Origin of the sequence: Limnobaculum xujianqingii (assembly GCF_013394855.1) — a bacterium.
GTDB classification, from domain to species: domain Bacteria; phylum Pseudomonadota; class Gammaproteobacteria; order Enterobacterales; family Enterobacteriaceae; genus Limnobaculum; species Limnobaculum xujianqingii.
Genome location: NZ_JABMLK010000001.1, coordinates 1,214,389 through 1,232,558 on the forward strand (window position 1 = coordinate 1,214,389; position 18,170 = coordinate 1,232,558).

An 18,170-nucleotide genomic window follows, 5' to 3' on the forward strand; every position below is an offset into this window, starting at 1 on the left:
TAAAATCAGATGGCTTACGGCCAATAAACTATGTACTCAGGTCTAATCATTATTTTGCTGCCTCTGGTTATCGGTTATCTGATACCAGTTAAAAATCTGCCTCTGTTACGGCGCATTAATCGTCTGTTAAGCGCGATGGTGTATGTCATTCTATTTTTTATGGGTATCAGTCTGGCATTTCTCGATAATCTGAGTGCTAACTTGCAGATGATATTTTTGTACGCCAGCGTATTTTTTGTCTGTATTTTTGCCGCCAACGTACTGGCCTTAAAGTTGTTAGATAAACAATGGCCCTGGAAGAATAATCACCGGCAGGAAAAACTCCCCTCTCGTTTGCATATGGCACTGGAGTCATTACAGCTCTGTGGTGTAGTTGTACTCGGTTTTTTGTTAGGGTTGAGCCAGTGGAGTTGGTTCACCTATGCGTCTCAAGCCAGTGAATTTGCTCTGATATTTCTATTACTGTTGGTGGGTATTCAGCTCAGAAACAGCGGCATGACGCTAAAAGAGATCACGCTGAATAAACGAGGCATGGTGATTGCTTTGGTAGTCACTGTTAGCGCGTTGGCTGGTGGTGCGTTGGCAGCTTTACTTCTTGGTTTACCAATAAAGAATGGGCTGGCTATCTCCTCGGCTTATGGTTGGTATTCCCTGTCGGGTATTTTACTCACCGACTCTCTCGGCCCGGTACTCGGCAGCGCCGCTTTCTTCAATGACCTTGCCAGAGAACTGGTGGCCATTATGTTGATCCCTACTCTGGTACGCTCCAGTCCTTCCGCTGCCCTTGGCGTTTGTGGCGCAACCTCCATGGATTTCACCCTCCCGGTACTGCAACGCAGCGGCGGCGTTGAAATGATCCCTCCTGCAATCGTACACGGATTTATTCTTAGTTTACTGGCACCGGTGTTGATGGCGTTTTTTGCAGCTCCCTAAACTTGCCCTTAATCTCTTAATTCTTAGCCCTTGACCTTTAGGAGCACTGGAATTCAGCTGACGACTGAGAGAGGGTAGCACGCCAAACATGGATGTTTGGCGAAGCACTGCCGGTGCGTAAGCCCGAATGAAGGAGGAAGGCAGTCGCGTAGCGACCTGAATTCGGGTGCGAAGGCGCGGAGGAGCAGGAGGCGCTCGCCCTAGCGCCTCCTGCTCGGCCACCTGCACAACTGCATATCTTTACACTGCGCTATTAGTGGACGAAATAGCTCCCAGACTCAATATTTTTTGATTTAAATCAACAACACCTAAAGTTGCATTTAAAATACCTTTTTAACTTACACACTTCATCCTATGATAAACATGAATTCAAAATACAACTTATAAAGGTGTCATGATTATGTACTGCGTACAATGTGAACAAACGATCCGCACCCCTGCCGGCAATGGCTGCTCTTATGCACAAGGCATGTGTGGAAAAACAGCTGAAGTATCTGACCTGCAAGATTTGCTGGTAGCCGTGTTGGAAGGCTTGTCAGCATGGGCAGTAAAAGCTCGGGATTTAGGTATTATCGACCATCATGTTGATGCGTTTGCACCAAAAGCCTTCTTCTCTACCTTAACTAACGTCAACTTTGAATCTGATCGCATTATTGGCTACGCCCGCGATGCCATTATCTTGCGTGAATCGCTGGCTAACCGTTGCCGCGTAATTGATAGCAACCTGCAACTGGATCACCCAATGGCAAGCCTGCAATTAGCGGCTACTCTGCCAGCTATTTTGCAGCAGGCTACTGAATTTGCACTGAATAAAGATAAAGCTGAAATTGGTGATGATATTCATGGCTTACGCATGTTGTGCCTGTATGGTTTGAAAGGTGCTGCAGCCTACATGGAACATGCACTGGTTCTCGGTGAGTATGACGATGAGATTTATGCCGAATATCATCAATTGATGGCATGGTTAGGCACTAATCCAACAGACATGGCTACCTTACTGGATAACGCCATGAACATTGGCAAAATGAATTTCAAAATCATGGCAATCCTTGACCATGGTGAAACCAGTATCTATGGCGACCCAACGCCAACATCAGTTAACGTTAAGCCGGTTGCTGGTAAAGCAATCCTGATTTCAGGCCACGACCTGAAAGACCTGCAAATGCTATTACAACAAACTGAAGGCACCGGTATTAATATCTATACCCACGGCGAAATGCTCCCTGCTCATGGTTATCCTGAGCTGCGTAAATATAAGCATCTGGTGGGTAACTACGGTAGCGGCTGGCAAAATCAGCAAACTGAATTTGCCAAATTCCCAGGCCCTATCGTTATGACCTCAAACTGCATTATTGACCCTAACCCGGGTAACTACATCGACCGTATCTGGACCCGCAGCATTGTTGGCTGGCCGGGCGCAAAACATCTTGAAGGTGATGACTTCAGTGCCATCATTAAACAGGCTCAATCACTGGTGGGTTTCCCTTATAGCGAAATCGAGCATTTAATCACTGTTGGTTTTGGTCGCCAAACCCTGCTCAATGCCGCAGATACCGTGATTGATTTAGTTTCACAGAAAAAACTGCATCATGTTTTCCTGGTTGGTGGTTGTGATGGTAGCCGTGGTGAACGTAGTTATTACACCGACTTTGCCCGTAGCGTTCCACAAGACTGTCTGATTATGACGCTGGCCTGTGGTAAATATCGCTTTAACAAACTGGACTTTGGTACGCTGGAAGGATTACCGCGTTTACTGGATGTCGGTCAATGTAACGATGCTTACTCTGCCATTATGCTGGCAGTTAAGCTGTCCGAAAAACTGGGATGTAGCGTCAATGACCTACCGCTGACACTGGTGCTTTCATGGTTTGAACAGAAAGCTATCGTTATCTTACTGACCTTATTGGCTCTGGGCGTTAAAGATATCTACACCGGTCCAACGGCCCCAGGCTTCCTGACGGATAACTTGTTAAACGTACTGAAAGAGAATTTTGGTATGCGTTCTATTACCACCGTAGAACAAGATATCAACGAAATTTTGGCTGCCTGATTAGTCATCATCCTGTGGAGGTGAATCTTCTCACCTCCACCTTATAAACCGAGTTTACCGTATGACAATGCCAACAACTCTCTGTCCTAATGCTATGCAGGTACACAGTATCCGGCAGGAAACTGCTGATGTCTGGACGCTGGAACTCATCGCGCAGGACTTCTACCCTTACCTTCCCGGCCAGTATGCGCTGGTCAGTATTCGCAATAGTGATAGCACTCTCAGAGCCTATACTCTCTCCTCATCTCCCGGATTAAGCCGATTCGTTACCTTAACGGTACGCACATTACCCGGCGGTGAAGGTTCTGGCTGGTTAACTCAGGAAGTCAAACCCGGCAATGCCCTGTGGCTTTCCGATGCTCAGGGGGAATTTACCTGCGCTAAAGTGGCTGATAAACGTTATTTGATGCTGGCTGGCGGCTGCGGCGTGACGCCAATTATGTCAATGACCCGTTGGCTATTGGCTAATCAACCGGAAAGCGACTTGATTGTTTTTTATAATGTGCGAACTCCGGCAGATGTGATATTTGCTCAGGAGTGGCAGCAGTTAGTTCAACGTTATCCGAATCAACTTACTCTGCATCTAATGGCTGAACATCAGGCGGATGAGGGCTATTTGTCTGGTCGAATATCTCAGGAGCTAGTTGCTGAAAAGGTCAGTGATATTACTACCCGTACTGTCATGACCTGTGGCCCTGCGGTGTATATGGAACAGGTAGAAGCTATCAGCTATGCGTTAGGAGTCAACAATCAGTGTTTTCATAAAGAACAGTTTCATACTGCTGCTGAGTGTATTACTGGCGATGAACCAATGTTAAATATTTCTGTGGTTCGCACTAACCAACAGTTCACTGCGCCAGTAGGAACAACCCTGCTATACGCACTGGAACAAAATAAAGTACCGGTTATTGCCGCCTGTCGTTCCGGAGTATGCGGTTCATGCAAAACCCTAATCGTCAAAGGTAATTACACCACCACCAGCCAAATGAGCCTGACTGAAGATGAAATCGCCCAAGGTTATGTTTTGGCCTGTAGCTGTCAGTTAACCGGAGATATTGAAGTAGCCTGATATTTCAGAATACAAATAATCTCCCCTATAAGCCGGTCAGAGCACAGAGTATTTAATACTTTAGCTTCTGACTGGCGATTCAACTTCAATACCCTTTCTGTAACACAACATCATCACTGAATTTTTGCTATTCCCCTGAAAACCTAACTATTTCTTGTTTCTTATGCTACCCTTCACAACAGATAACAATTTATTAACCTAATAAAAACATATCAGGGCCACGCTATGACGCCACAACGTATATTAATCCTCGGAGCCAGCGGATATATCGGACAAAATCTTATCCCTTATCTGACAGCACAAGGACATCATGTCACTGCTGCGGCCCGACGTATTGAGTGGCTGAAAGAGCAACAAATCCCTAATGTTAACTGCCAGTATGTAGATCTGTTTAAACCAGAGACCATCAAACCTGCACTGGATAATATTGATGTGGTCTACTATCTGGTTCATAGCATGGGTGAAAAAGCAGATTTTCTTTATAGCGAAAAAATAGCGGCCCAAAACCTGCAACAGGCATTAAAGCAATCCACGGTAAAACAGATTGTCTTTTTAGGTGCCATCCAGCCGAAAGAAAGCGTCTCCTCTCAGCACTTACTGGCACGTCAAATAACTGGTGATACTTTACGCGCCAGCGGCATACCGGTAACAGAGTTACGGGCAGGAATCATCATTGGTGCTGGTTCTGCTGCCTTTGAAGTGATGCGAGATATGGTGTATAGCCTGCCAATTCTTACCCCGCCCCGCTGGGTACGATCTAAGTCTTCACCTGTGGCACTGGAAAACCTGCTGGTCTATTTATCTGAAATTATCAATTATCCTTCGCCGGAAAACCGAATATTTGACGTTGCCGGACCGGAATACATCAGTTACCAAAATATGTTTGAGCGTTTTATTAAAATCACCGCAAAAAAGCGCTGGATTATTCCTATCCCACTGCCAACTCAGCTGATTTCCGTATACTGGTTGAATATGATTACCACCGTTCCAACCACTACCGCCAAGGCCTTGATTGAAGGTTTAAAGCATAATCTACCGGCAGATGCTGAGCCGTTACAACAGCTCATTCCCCAAAAGCTGATCAATTATGATGAAGCGGTTATCAGCACCATGCATAAAGAGCAGTCAGCGGTAAACTCCGCCGACTGGGGATACGATCCTGAAGCCAGAGCCCGCTGGCGCCCTGGTTACGCCTTCTATCCTAAACATGCTGGCTATACCATAAAAACCAAGGCCAGCGCAGAAAGCCTGTGGCAAGTTATTCAACAAATTGGTGGGAAAGAGGGTTACTTCTACGCAAACTATTTATGGAATATTCGCGGTTGGATGGACGATCTGATTGGGGGAGAAAAACGCTACGGCAGACCTGATAAAGAGCAACTGGCAATAGGCGACCATATTGACTCATGGCGAGTCATTTCCATCAAACCATTGCGCCAGTTAGCCATGTTATTTGGTATGAAAGCACCCGGATTAGGCCGGTTAACCCTGAGCATCAATGATAATAAACAGTTCAGGGAGTTGGACGTTCGCGCCTGGTGGCATCCTGCTGGTTTCGGCGGGTTGCTGTACTGGTTTGTGATGATGCCAGCCCATCTGTTCATTTTTAAAGGGATGGCGAAGCGAATTGCTTATCTGGCTGAACAGTTAGACAAGCAATCTGACACCAACAAAGATCGTCCTTAATCCTGCCTGCCGCTTCTTTACCGAAGCGGCGTTTCATCAGGAACGATATTTTTCCAGTAAAGCATCAAGAATAGCTAAGGTTTCTGCATCCGGTATGCCTGAGTAATTAGCCTGTCGAAAATGCATCTGAAACGCCTTAACCACCCTGCGGGTTTCATCGTCCAAAACGCCACTTGAAGGTATCTGATAGCCATAACGGTTCAGATTATTTTGCAGTGCCGCAATATCAGTAGTTTTCTCCAATTGACGAACAGACAGATAATGACTCACTCGCTCAGCATCCGGCCATGCGCCAATTCCCGCCTGTGCCAATTTTTGCCAGGGAAATAACGGACCCGGATCGACTTTACGCTGAGGAGAGATATCACTATGACCCAGCACATTCTCCGGTTTAATCTGATTACGTTTGATAATGTCATCCGATAGTGCCATCAGTAATGCAATCTGTGCCTCGGTGTAGGGCTCCCAACGCCGTTCAGCTCCTACCTTGTGATAACCAGGATTAACTAATTCAATTCCTACCGACGTATCATTTAAATTCATTCGACCGCGCCAAAAGCTGGCACCAGCATGCCAGGCTCTGCGATCTTCGGGTACCAGCTGTAACACGATTGGCTTACCTGATACCTCATCCGGCAATGGATTTATCAGGTAATGCACGCTGACATTTTCTCCGGTTAGCACGGTTAATGAGTTCGCTTCATCTTCTGCCGTATAGTGAAAAATCAGAAAATTAACCCGAGGCTCATTACCCAGAGCAGCATGACTGTCATCCACCCAATAATTTCCGCGATCGTGAATAGAACTACAGCCAGCAAGCAGCCCTACTATCACAGATATCATGAAAAAATAGATAACACGTCCGCACCTGAACATAAACTGACCTTTTATATTAACTATTAAGATTTAACCGATAGTATAAAATAATATTTATCTTTTAATAAGTTAACTTTATCTGTATTTAACGCGTTGTATTCAGAGGATTATCCAGACGATCCTGACGCATATGAGATGCCATTCTTTTTTTGTTGCGATAAATATCAAAAAAGCCTCTATTTTAGCTACCAAAGCAGGCTGAAACCTGATTTACTTAGGGCAATTTTGTAATCGCCACCGTTTGAGAAAGGACTCTAATGACGCTCTTCTTACAAAACTGTTTAACGTTTCCGGTTATCATTTTCAGCGGCTTATTATTAATCGTCCTGTTCTATTGGATATGCGCCTCTTTTGGTCTGCTGGATATCGATATTCTCAATATTGATGGTATCGACGCCGACATTGATGCCGGTGATCTCTCCGGCATGGCTGGCTGGATGACCAAACTTGGTCTGGCGGGTATTCCCCTTACTATCATTATTACCTTTATTACCTTAATTGGCTGGCTACTCAGCTATTTCACTGTCCATCTGATGCTGCGCTTTATTGAAACAGATATTCTTCGCTATCTGTTGGGTACCGTTGCGCTGTTTCTGATCGGCTTTATTGCCCTACTGGTCACCTCATTTCTGTTAAGACCTTTGCAACCCAAATTAGCCAAAATGAAACAGGGGCAAGGGGTTAAAAATCTGATTGGTAAAGTTGCTGAAGTACGCTCTTCCGTGGTAACCGAACAGCGTGGCGAAGCATTGATGGAAGATGGCGGTGCTGGTCTGATACTGCAAATTCGTGCCTCACAAGATGCAGAAATTGCCAGAGGAGATCGCGTGGTGCTAATCAGTTACGATGCGGCAACCAACAGTTATAACGTCGTCAGCGAGCTTGAGTTTAACCGGCTATAAAACAGAAGAAATCTTAATAACCTGTTACAGGAAGGTCTTATTTATCCGTTGGATTCCTGTGTCTTTCCTGTGCCAGTTTATTGTATCTAATCAGTAGTATAAAAATCCCCTGTTCAACTCAGGGATGAACAAAAGTAACTTAAGGCCACGTCAGACGGTAATTAACCAGTCAACAACCTGAATAACATGGAGAAACACCTATGGCTATGGCAGAACTAATGCCGTTCTTAACCATTGTTGCAGTGATTATTGTTGCAATTCTGGGCCTGTTTGGACTGTTCAAAGCGTTTTATATCAAAGTGCCACAAGGAACAGCTCTGATCGTCAACGATATGTCATCACAGCCGAAGGTTCACTTCACCGGTGCGTTAGTTTACCCAGTCATCTACAAAAAAGAGTTTATGCGTATCTCTTTACTGACGCTGGAAGTTGACCGCCGCGGTAAAGATGGCTTGATCTGTAAAGATAACCTGCGTGCTGACATTACCGTCGCCTTCTATCTGCGGGTCAACGAAACTACCGAAGACGTATTAAAAGTCGCTAAAGCTATTGGTGTCGATCGGGCTTCCGATCATCAGGCAGTCAGTACCCTGTTTAGCGCCAAATTCTCTGAAGCGCTAAAAACAGTGGGTAAGCAGTTTGAACTGGCAAAACTGTTTGAAGATCGTCAGAACTTCCGCGACCGTATCGTAGACGTTATTGGTAAAGATCTGAACGGTTATGCGTTAGAAGATGTTGCCATTGACTATCTGGAACAAACGCCGAAAAGCTCCCTTGATCCAAATAATATCTTCGACTCCGAAGGTATTCGTAAAATTACTGAAATTACCGCCATTCACAATATCGAAACTAACCAGAAAGAACGCGATCAGGAACTGGCGATTAAAAAGAAAAACGTGGAAACCCGCGAAGCCAGCCTGGCACTTGAACGCCAACAGGCTGATGCGGAAGCTCGCCAACAGCGTGAAATCGAAAGTATTCGTGCCCGTGAAGCAGCTGAAACTCTACGGGTAAAAGAAGAAGAGCGTTTAAAAGCAGAACAGGCTCGCATTCAAACTCAACAAGAGATCGAGATCCGCGAAGAGAACCGTCTGCGTGAAGTTGAAGTTGCACAGCAAAACCGCACTCGTGCCGTCACCATCGAAATCGAAAAAGTGACTCGTGCCAAAGATCTGGAAATCGTTTCCCGTGAACGGGAAGTTGAGTTACAGCGTATTGAAAAAGAGAAAGCGCTGGAAGAAGAACGTAAGAATATCGCCAACGTTATACGTGAACGTGTGGCGGTAGAAAAGACCGTCGCTCAGGAAGAAGAGCGCATTAAAGAAGTTCGTATGGTTTCTGATGCCGACCGTCAGAAGCAAGTCACCATTATTCAGGCACAGGCAGAAGCCGAACAAGAACTGGTACGTCAGGTTAAACAAGCCGAAGCTGATGAAAACAGTGCCAAACACAAAGCTTTAGAAATTAGCACTATGGCTCAAGCGGAACTGGAAGCCGCAGCGAAACAGGCTGAAGCTAAAAAGCGTATGGCTGAAGGTATTGAAGCGGAACAAGCCGCACTGGGTTTAGCTGAGGCTCGTGTTCGTCAGGCTCAAGCCGAAGCTGAAGAGAAAGAAGGCTTGGTGCAGGCTAACGTTACTGCTGAAAAACTGCTGGCCGAAGCTCGTGGTACTCAGGAAAAAGGTCTGGCACAGGCTCGCATTCAAGAGGCTCAGGCTGCAGCCTCTGAAAAACAGGGTCTGGCAGAGGCCAAAGTACTTGAAGAGAAACTGACGGCTCAGGCTCGTGGTGATGAACAGCAAGCATTGGCGAAAGAGAAGCTGGGTCTGGCTGATGCTAAAGTGCTGGAAGAAAAGCTGGCCGCTCAAGCCCGAGGTGAAGGCCAGTTAGGTTCAGCACAGGCAGAAGTGGTTCGTCAGCGCCTGAAAGCTGAAGCCGATGGTTTGACCGATAAATTTACCGCCATGGGTAACCTTAATACTACCGCTCGTGAGCACGAAGAGTTCCGTATGCAGCTTGAAAAACACTTCGAACAGGCAATGGCCTCTATTGCTGCAAACAAAGAGATCGCCAGAGAGCAAGCTGATGTTCTGGCTGCTGCATTAAGCAAAACCAATATTGATATCGTGGGTGGCGATGGTAGCTTCTTTAATACTTTCTCCAAAGCCCTCAGCGTTGGTAAAGCGATTAATGGCGTAGTCGATAAGAGTCCACTGGTACAAGACGTGGTTCAAAAACTGATGAGCAGCAAAGAGGGACAAAAACTGGATCTGGAAAGTCTGCTGCAAAATCCGGAAGTTCGCGATTTGATTCAGCAGTTCACCGCAGCCAGAAATCTACCGACGGTTACATCGGGTTCTCGTTCTATTGAAGAGTAATTAATCAGGCTGGCTACCGTAGTATTTGCGGTAGCCAGTTATTTTTTGACGTTAACTAAGATAAGCCGTTTATTAAATCGATTTATCTTAGTTAATTTCTCCGCACACTATGATGGCGCTTCACCCTACAGGACGTTTGCCATGATACGGAACAATAACTAACGCGACGAAAGCAAACATTGATCAAGGGAACGTTAAACGCCATGTCAGATAGCCAAGTGAATAATCGAGATCGGGAATTACTGGATAACGCCGTCGCTGAAGGTGGTGCCTACGATATTTTACGTAAACGTTTATCTGAACAGGGCCAACAACTGCATGAAAAAGCCTGGACCCTCAACGAGCGTCGTCTGGCTGAATTTGGCAAAAGCCAAATGGATATCATCGGTCGAATTCGCATTCGTACTGAAAATAACTGCGTTGCTCGCGATATTGTCCGGGTTGGTGAATGGCTACTGTTTGGCTATAACGTATTTATTGGTCTGAAGAGAGAAACCCGAATCGAAGACGTTTTCTCCCTGTATCGTTTAACCGAGCAAAACGGTGAATATGATGTTGAATCCGTCGCCTTAACCGGAACTTTCCTGAATATCACCAGCTTTGTTCAGGATTTCAATGAGCTTTATACCTATTACAAAAACACCCAGCTATTACAATTAGTAGAGCGCGACGGAAAACTTCTGGCCAGCTTCCAGATTGGTGAACGCATCACCGATATTCGGGTGTTCCGCTGGTCCATCTCCAGCGATAAAAAAGAAATTAAGTATATTGATAATCGCGGTGAACGGGATATCGCCCTGCCCCCGGCTTACGATTTCGAATGGCACAAAACTACCCGCGAGAATACCGTTAACGGCCGTTATCCACATATGAATATTCTGGATACCGTATTTGTTGAAACCATTGGTGGTGACCTGACCATTAAGTGTGAAAACAACACCGAAGATGGCCTGGGTATTTATCGTGAAGCCGTACTGGATAAAACCCAGTCGCTGGATGATGCGCAAATTGAGTATGCACAAACTGGTAGCCTGATTCTGCTGAAAATTCTCCCCTATCGGGAGGATAGCTGGCGTTATCTGGTGTACAACACTCTAACGCAAACCGCCCAGCGTATTGATGCCATTGGCTTAGCCTGTATTCAGTTGCCGGAAGATCACGGTATTATTTTCCCCGGCGGTTACTATCTGCAAAACGGTGAATATAAAGCTTTCGATCAGCCAATGACCGGTATGCGTTTTCGTCGTATTCGTCGTTCACCTAATGGCGAAGATGTTCTGTATATTTTTTACGAACCAAACTTTGGCCGCATTGCCCTGTTCAATTACAACATGATTGAACGTAAGTTACAGAATCCATTGTTTGGTCACGGATATGCCATGCTGGAAGATGGTCGCATGGTGTTATTTGAAGGACAGTCAGACGAACCAACCCGCATTCATCCAATGCAAGTCTGGCAAACCCCCTTCTATTCTGATGAATACGCAGCCCTTCAGCCGGCAAAAAATAGCTTTTTTGGCCGCATTGGCAATGCTGAACTGGTGCGTGGTATTTCTGACTTATACCACATCGCCAGAGAGATAGAACAACAACAAATCTCTTCCCAACTGTATGAAAAACTCAGTCTGGATGCTAAGCGATTAATCGATATCTATTACTGGCTGAACGATGAACATAGCCTGCATGCCTCTATTTTACTGAAAGAGATCGCTAATACCGGCGAGCTGGTACTGGACGAATATGAAAAAGTAGAAAGCATTCGCCGTCAGTCTTCCCGGGCAATGAATGAAGCGACCAGCCGTCAGAAGCAGCTGTTATCATCCATGCTGCCGGACAGCTGGGTTAACGCCCAACAGTTTGTTGATGCACTAAATGAACTGAATGTGCAGCGCGGTCATCTGATCACCCTACGGGATTATCGTTATATTGATTTAGCCAGTCTGGATGAGATGGAGCAACAACTGACTGCCAGTCAGGAGCGAATTTCGCTTGCTACTGCCGAGTTTCTCGCCAGTGAAAAAGCGCTACAGCCATTTACCTTACAGTTGCAGGAACTGGAAAAACAAACTCAGGAAGCACGTAACAGCGCTCAGCTCAATGAACCACTAGCTGGCATGGATAAGATGTCTGCCGATCTGGATATGCTATCCAATCTGATGGCTTCACTGAAGTTTGAAGATACCACTCAACAAACCGGCATTATCGAATCTATCTCCGAGATCTATGCCCGATTGAATCAGGCTCGAGCTCGTTTGCAGCAACGTCGTAAAGAACAAGGTTCCGTTGAATCTGTTGCGCAGTTTGGTGCTCAATTTAAGCTGTTCAGCCAGGGAATCACCAATGCCTTAACGCTGGCATCAGATCCGGAACGCTGTGATGAGCAACTTTCTCGCCTGCTGGTTCAGTTAGAAGAGCTGGAGAGCCAGTTCAGCGGTCAGGAAGAGTTTCTTGGCGATATTCTGAGCAAACGCGAAGAGCTGCTGGAAACCTTCGAAACCCATAAGCAATCGTTGTTGGATGAGCGCCAGCGTAAATCACAAAACCTTCAAGTCGCTGCTGAGCGTTTATTAGATAGCCTGCGCCGCAGAACGGCTAAATTCCTGACTCTGGACGAACTGAACGCCTTTTTTGCTGCCGACCCATTATCGCTGAAAACCCGTGAAATTATTGAGCGTTTACGGGAACTAAAAGACAGCGTTAAAGCTGATGATATTGATGCCAAATTTAAAGCGGCACGGGATCAGGCGATACGCAGCCTGCGCGATAAATCAGAAATTTTTGAAGATGGTGGCAGCGTTATCAAACTGGGGCCACGCCATCGCTTCAGCGTCAATACCCAGGAATTAGATCTCACTATCCTGCCTCGGGGCGAGCAGCTTTATTTGCATCTGACCGGTACTGACTATCAGGAACCTATTGAGAGCTCAGAGTTAGAGACGCTGAAAGATTACTGGAATATCGCCATTGAATCTGAGTCACCGGAAGTTTACCGCGCTGAATACCTTGCTTATTCATTGATCTATGCTGCCAGTAAAGAGCAGGATGGCCTGACTTTCGATTTGCTCAAAACCCAGCAAAACCAGCCTGAAGTGTTAGAAAAAACCGTACGTGACTTCGCAGCCCCTCGTTATAAAGAGGGATATGAAAAAGGAATTCACGATCATGATGCGGTTGCGATTCTACGCAAATTACTGCTGGTTGGAGAAAGTGCCGATCTGCTACGTTTTAATCCATTAGCTCGCAGCCTTGCTGTTTTGCTATGGCAACATAAATATTCAGAAGAGTTACCAGCGCTGTGGCCAGAACGGGCCCGCACCAGTCTGAATATCAAACAGCTGTTTCGCAGCGATGCCGGTTTATTGGACCTGCAAGCCGAAATAGAAGCGGAGCTTAGCCTGTTTCTGGAACAGTACCCTATTCCCTGTCAGTCATATCAACAGTCTCAGGCGGCTGAATACCTCAGTCTGATTTTGGGGCGGACACCGTTAGAATTCAGCTTTAGCAAATATGCCCGAACCCTGTCGGAAGGATTACAGTCTCAGTTAGAAAAAGCCCATATGTGGAGTGACTTTAACCACTCACAGCAAAATTTGGGGAGTCGCTTGTCTCAGCGTTGGGTTTTAATAGAAAACTGGCTAAAAGGTCTTTGTACTTTGCCGGAATATCAAGGATTACGTGAATATATTCCGGAAGCTGTGGTACTCATGTTGCTGGATAAATCAGTGGTTACCCGCTTTAGTGAAGTTGATCTGCATTTCAGCGTCAGTGATCTGATGGGAGAACATCCCCGTATTCAACAACAGACGCTAACCTTAAGTCTGGATGACTATTTCAGCCGTATGCGTTACCAGCGTAAGGTGTTTATTCCTGCCTATCAGCGTTATCAATCTGTCAGACAACAGGTGTTAAATCAGCAACGTAGTGAACTGCGTTTACATGAATTTAAAGCACGTCCACTCAGCTCTTTCGTACGTAATAAACTGATTAATGATGTTTATCTTCCTATCATTGGTGACAACCTGGCAAAACAGATTGGTGCCATTGGCGAAGGTAAACGAACGGATCTGATGGGATTGCTGCTAATGATCTCCCCTCCAGGTTACGGTAAAACGACGCTTATGGAGTATATTGCTAACCGTCTGGGGCTGATTTTTATGAAAATCAACGGTCCGGCATTAGGTCACGATGTTCTGTCACTGGATCCGGAGCAGGCACCTAACGCTACCGCGCGTCAGGAGTTAGAAAAACTCAACCTGGCGTTGGAGATGGGAAATAACGTGATGTTATATGTTGATGATATTCAACATACCCACGCTGAGTTTTTACAGAAATTCATCTCATTATGTGACGGTACTCGACGCATTGAAGGCGTCTGGAAAGGTAAGACTAAAACTTATGATATGCGCGGTAAAAAGTTCTGCGTGGTGATGGCCGGTAACCCTTACACCGAATCCGGGGATGTATTCAAAATCCCTGATATGCTGGCAAACCGCGCGGATATTTATAATCTGGGTGAAGTCCTGGGGGGTATGGAAGAAGCATTCTCCCTCAGTTATATCGAAAACAGCCTGACCTCTAATCCAGTTCTGGCACCAATGGCGCTGCGGGATATGAACGATCTTTATCTATTGGTTGATAAAGCACTGGGTAAACCTTTCACCAGCAATGCCCTTAGCCATCAATATAGTGAAGCTGAAATTAGTGAAATTGTCGCCATTCTTGAGCGCATTATGGCTATGCGTGATGTGGTACTAAAAGTTAATCAACAGTATATTGCCAGCGCGGCTCAGTCTGATAAATACCGTACCGAACCTGCCTTCAAACTGCAGGGTAGCTACCGTAATATGAATAAACTTAGTGAGAAGATTTCCGCCGTTATGAACCCGGCAGAAATTCGTCGCATCATTGACGATCACTATCTGGGTGAGGCTCAGTTGCTAACCAACGGTGCTGAAGAAAACCTGCTAAAACTGGCTGAAATCCGCGATATGATGTCTCCTGAAGAAGCAAAACGCTGGATTCAAATTAAGCATGACTTTATGAGAAATAAATCATTAGGTGGTGATAATACCGATATTGGAGGACGGGTTGTTGCACAACTGGCCGATCTGGTAGAAAGCGTTCAGGCCTTAAGGAATTAAATCAATAGTGAAACTGTGGATACAACAGCGGATTAAAATCCTGAGTCTGATAACCGTCATTCTGGTTGGTTTACAACTGGTAAACTCGCTGACCGGTGGGTTTCTGAATCATTTCGGTATTCTTCCTCGCTCAGCGCAGGGTCTATTGGGTATTCTATTTTCGCCTTTTCTACATCGGGACTGGGAGCACTTATTAAGTAATTTACCAATATTACTGATATTAAGTGCATTATTATTAACTCACTCAGTACGCTACTACCTCAGTGCCAGCACTTTTATTATTTTATTCGGTGGGCTGCTGGTATGGATTTTTGCTCGTAGCGCTATTCATATTGGTGCCAGCGGTTGGATTTTTGGCTTATGGATGTTATTGCTGGCAAATGCATTTACTCGAAGAAAAATACTCGACTTTGTTTATGCGGCATTAATCCTACTTTATTACGGTGGACTGGCTTCAGGCCTGCTGCCGGGCGATCCGGATATTTCCACTGAAGGCCATATTGCAGGAGCCATAGCCGGGCTCTGCTTTGCTCTGCTAACCCGAAAACTTATTTCTGACAATAAGATAAACACCCCTTAACCTTATAAAGAGGTTAATAAAGCTACATTTCAGGATGATTATCTGCCTAAATCCTTAGATACATGGAATTATCACAACACACTCTTATGCCTTTTCCATCAAAAAAACTAATCTTCTGGTTTTAGCTAACAATTTTGACATTAACGTCTTTATTTTACAGTCTGATTACCGCAAACTATCAGCGCCTTATACTGGCGTCTCGTTCGAAATTAGAATAACTAAAATATACCGCGGTTTCGCTCGAATACATAAGCTTTGGTGAGCAACCTTTATTTGCTTATCTCATTGATTTATGGATAAAACAGGTTATGGATAATAAAGAGCTCGAACACTACCTTGAAAGCACTCTGGCGGATTTAACATTAAGTCAGAGTGAGCGCGTAAAACTAAGAGAGTTAAGTCAGGTTCTGGATACTGAGCAATCAGGATTTATGCGTAATCGTGCTTTTGATTTAGTTCGGGCTCAATTAAATACGGCACCAGAAAATCTTCAGCCGGTATTAAAGTGGCTGGAAATGGTGATAAAAACCATTGATATTGCTAACCAACGCAAAAAAGTAACCTCTTCTGCCTGTTTTTCACCGGGAGATACCTGCCGGAAAAAAATCTGTGAAATATTGGCACAAACCACATCAAAAGCTGATATCTGCGTGTTTACTATCGCCGATGATATTATTACCGAATCTATTCTTGCAGCTCATCAACGTCAGGTTCAAATTAGAATAATTACCGATAACGAAAAATCTGAAGATGATGGTAGTGATATTGAATATCTACAGCATAAAGGCATTTCTATTGTGATGGATAACAGTCCCTATCACATGCATCACAAGTTTGCCGTGTTCGATGACCGCTACTTACTCAACGGTAGTTTTAACTGGACCAAAAGCGCATCCCAATATAACTATGAGAATATTCTTATAACTGACTCTCCAACGCTATTAGCCTTTTATCAACAGGAGTTTACCCGGCTATGGCAACGATTCAGTTAATGATGAAACAAGGGAAAACATGGGAATGGAAGTGGCAAACTGGAGGCTGGCTTTTCAGTTTACCCCCCGAAAAAAGGCAGATATACTTCAGAACAAAGGAAGTATCACACTGCGCAATGATTGCATATCGCTTCTATTAATTATGCCCGCTATGCAATCCCGTGACTTTCTCCATACAACAGAAATAATATGAATAATAAAATCAAACGCTTTATTTTTTGTAGTGGTATTGTTTTTACGTTGGCTGCCTGTTCGAATCCGCCATCACGCCAAAACTTTGACTACTCGCTTTCGCAAGGACAACTCGAGTTAGCACAGAAAATTGCGTTGGAAGAAGGAGTCTCTTCTGACGTAGATATTGCCACTGAGCTATTGTGGTCTCTTGAAGCAGGCACATTGTTGCGTATGAACAGTGAGCTGGACCGTTCAACTAAAGTCTTTGATACCAGTGAAACGCTGATTAAAGAAAATGAGACACAAAATCTGGCGGCATCCGGATTTAGTCAGGCTGCTTCAATGGTGGTTAACGATAATATTATGGGCTACACCCCTCGGGTATATGACCGCGTAATGGTTAACACCTACAAAGCATTGAATTTTTGGCAGCAGGCTAATTTTACTGATGCCAGGGTTGAGTGGAACCGGGTAGACGATCGGCAGCGCCGGGCTGCGGAGTATTTTTCCAAAGAGATCAACGCACAAAAAAGTAGCGTGAAGAGTAATAATCTGGGTGAAACTTACTCTGGTGCAATGGAAAGATTAGGGGATTCTGGGGTTGATGTTGCTAAATGGGCACCTTATGACGGCTATATCAATCCGGCATCGCTCTACCTGCATGGCTTGTACTTTTTAATTAATAACGAAAGTGCCGCCGACCTGAGCAAGGCCAAAGAGAGCCTGAAGCGTGCTTACGCCCTGACACGCAGTAAGCAAATTCGTGCCGACCTCAATCTTGCTAACGGCGGCCGTAAAGTTGCTCCTGGCGTTTGGATTGTGTTTGAAAATGGTACCGCTACTCATAAAGTAGAACGCCGTATTGATCTGCCGTTATTTTTAGTGACCAGCCGTGTAGTCTATACAGGTATTGCGTTACCAGTACTTGAATCAGGTAGTCCGGCGTATCCTTATCTTTCAGTCAATGGAGGAAGACAAACAGAATCATTCGCCAACATGGATAAAATTATTCAGGGTGAATTTAAAACGGAATTTACAGGTATTCTGATTAAGGAGTTGACTCGTGCGGTACTGAAAACTGCGGCACAAGCTTCTATGAGAAACTCTGATAATAAGACAGTCAGATTACTTGGCGCTCTTACCGGCATCGCTCAGGCAGTTACCACACAGGCAGATATTCGCAGTTGGCATACCTTACCCTACGAGTTTCAGGTAACCTATGTGAAATGGCCAAAAGATGGGCAGCTTCAAATTAATCCATCAGGTGGTGCTGCTATTCAGGTTGATTTACCAGCAACGCCTCAGCCGGTAGTAGTTTATGTAAGGGCGTTGAACGCGAATACGGTTCCACAGGTCAATCTGTTAACCAGTAAAAACGCTATCTAGCCC

At 45.1% G+C, this 18,170-nt stretch carries 11 protein-coding genes; 10 read left to right on the forward strand and 1 reads right to left on the reverse strand.

What is annotated here, in order from left to right; translation table 11 throughout:
• Positions 1 to 30: 30 nt before the first annotated feature.
• The 4 genes from GOL65_RS05610 (at position 31) to GOL65_RS05625 (ending at position 5,738) form a co-directional block, all read left to right on the forward strand.
• The gene (locus GOL65_RS05610; protein ID WP_140919235.1) at positions 31 to 933 is read left to right on the forward strand and encodes a lysine exporter LysO family protein; all 903 of its coding nucleotides are present in this window, start codon (positions 31 to 33) and stop codon (positions 931 to 933) included.
• Positions 934 to 1,333: 400 nt separating this feature from the next.
• A complete protein-coding gene (gene hcp / locus GOL65_RS05615; RefSeq protein ID WP_140919236.1) occupies positions 1,334 to 2,983 on the forward strand; it encodes a hydroxylamine reductase in 1,650 nt (549 codons plus the stop codon).
• Between the two features lie 61 nt (positions 2,984 to 3,044).
• Entirely contained in the window at positions 3,045 to 4,052 is a 1,008-nt protein-coding gene (hcr, locus tag GOL65_RS05620) for an NADH oxidoreductase (RefSeq protein WP_140919237.1), read from the forward strand.
• Between the two features lie 225 nt (positions 4,053 to 4,277).
• A complete protein-coding gene (locus tag GOL65_RS05625) occupies positions 4,278 to 5,738 on the forward strand; it encodes a DUF2867 domain-containing protein (protein WP_140919238.1) in 1,461 nt (486 codons plus the stop codon).
• A gap of 36 nt (positions 5,739 to 5,774) precedes the next feature.
• On the opposite strand, the gene GOL65_RS05630 is transcribed toward GOL65_RS05625, so the two are convergent.
• A complete protein-coding gene (locus GOL65_RS05630) occupies positions 5,775 to 6,581 on the reverse strand; it encodes an N-acetylmuramoyl-L-alanine amidase (protein WP_407657461.1) in 807 nt (268 codons plus the stop codon).
• 290 nt (positions 6,582 to 6,871) lie between these two features.
• On the opposite strand from GOL65_RS05630, the gene GOL65_RS05635 reads away from it, so the two are divergent.
• The 6 genes from GOL65_RS05635 (at position 6,872) to GOL65_RS05660 (ending at position 18,167) form a co-directional block, all read left to right on the forward strand.
• Entirely contained in the window at positions 6,872 to 7,516 is a 645-nt protein-coding gene (locus tag GOL65_RS05635) for an NfeD family protein (RefSeq protein ID WP_140919239.1), read from the forward strand.
• Between the two features lie 200 nt (positions 7,517 to 7,716).
• On the forward strand, positions 7,717 to 9,894 hold the full coding sequence (locus GOL65_RS05640) for a hypothetical protein (RefSeq protein ID WP_140919240.1): 2,178 nt from the start codon (positions 7,717 to 7,719) through the stop codon (positions 9,892 to 9,894).
• A 203-nt stretch (positions 9,895 to 10,097) separates the two neighbouring features.
• The gene (locus tag GOL65_RS05645; protein ID WP_179038186.1) at positions 10,098 to 15,035 is read left to right on the forward strand and encodes a DNA repair ATPase; all 4,938 of its coding nucleotides are present in this window, start codon (positions 10,098 to 10,100) and stop codon (positions 15,033 to 15,035) included.
• Positions 15,036 to 15,042: 7 nt separating this feature from the next.
• Positions 15,043 to 15,615, forward strand: a complete 573-nt coding sequence (locus GOL65_RS05650; RefSeq protein ID WP_140919242.1) for a rhomboid family intramembrane serine protease — start codon at positions 15,043 to 15,045, stop codon at positions 15,613 to 15,615.
• Positions 15,616 to 15,923: 308 nt separating this feature from the next.
• Positions 15,924 to 16,607 carry a phospholipase D-like domain-containing protein gene (locus tag GOL65_RS05655; protein ID WP_140919243.1) on the forward strand — a complete coding sequence of 228 codons (684 nt, stop codon included), beginning with the start codon at positions 15,924 to 15,926 and terminating at the stop codon, positions 16,605 to 16,607.
• Positions 16,608 to 16,796: 189 nt separating this feature from the next.
• Positions 16,797 to 18,167, forward strand: a complete 1,371-nt coding sequence (locus tag GOL65_RS05660; protein WP_179038187.1) for a COG3014 family protein — start codon at positions 16,797 to 16,799, stop codon at positions 18,165 to 18,167.
• Positions 18,168 to 18,170: the final 3 nt, after the last annotated feature.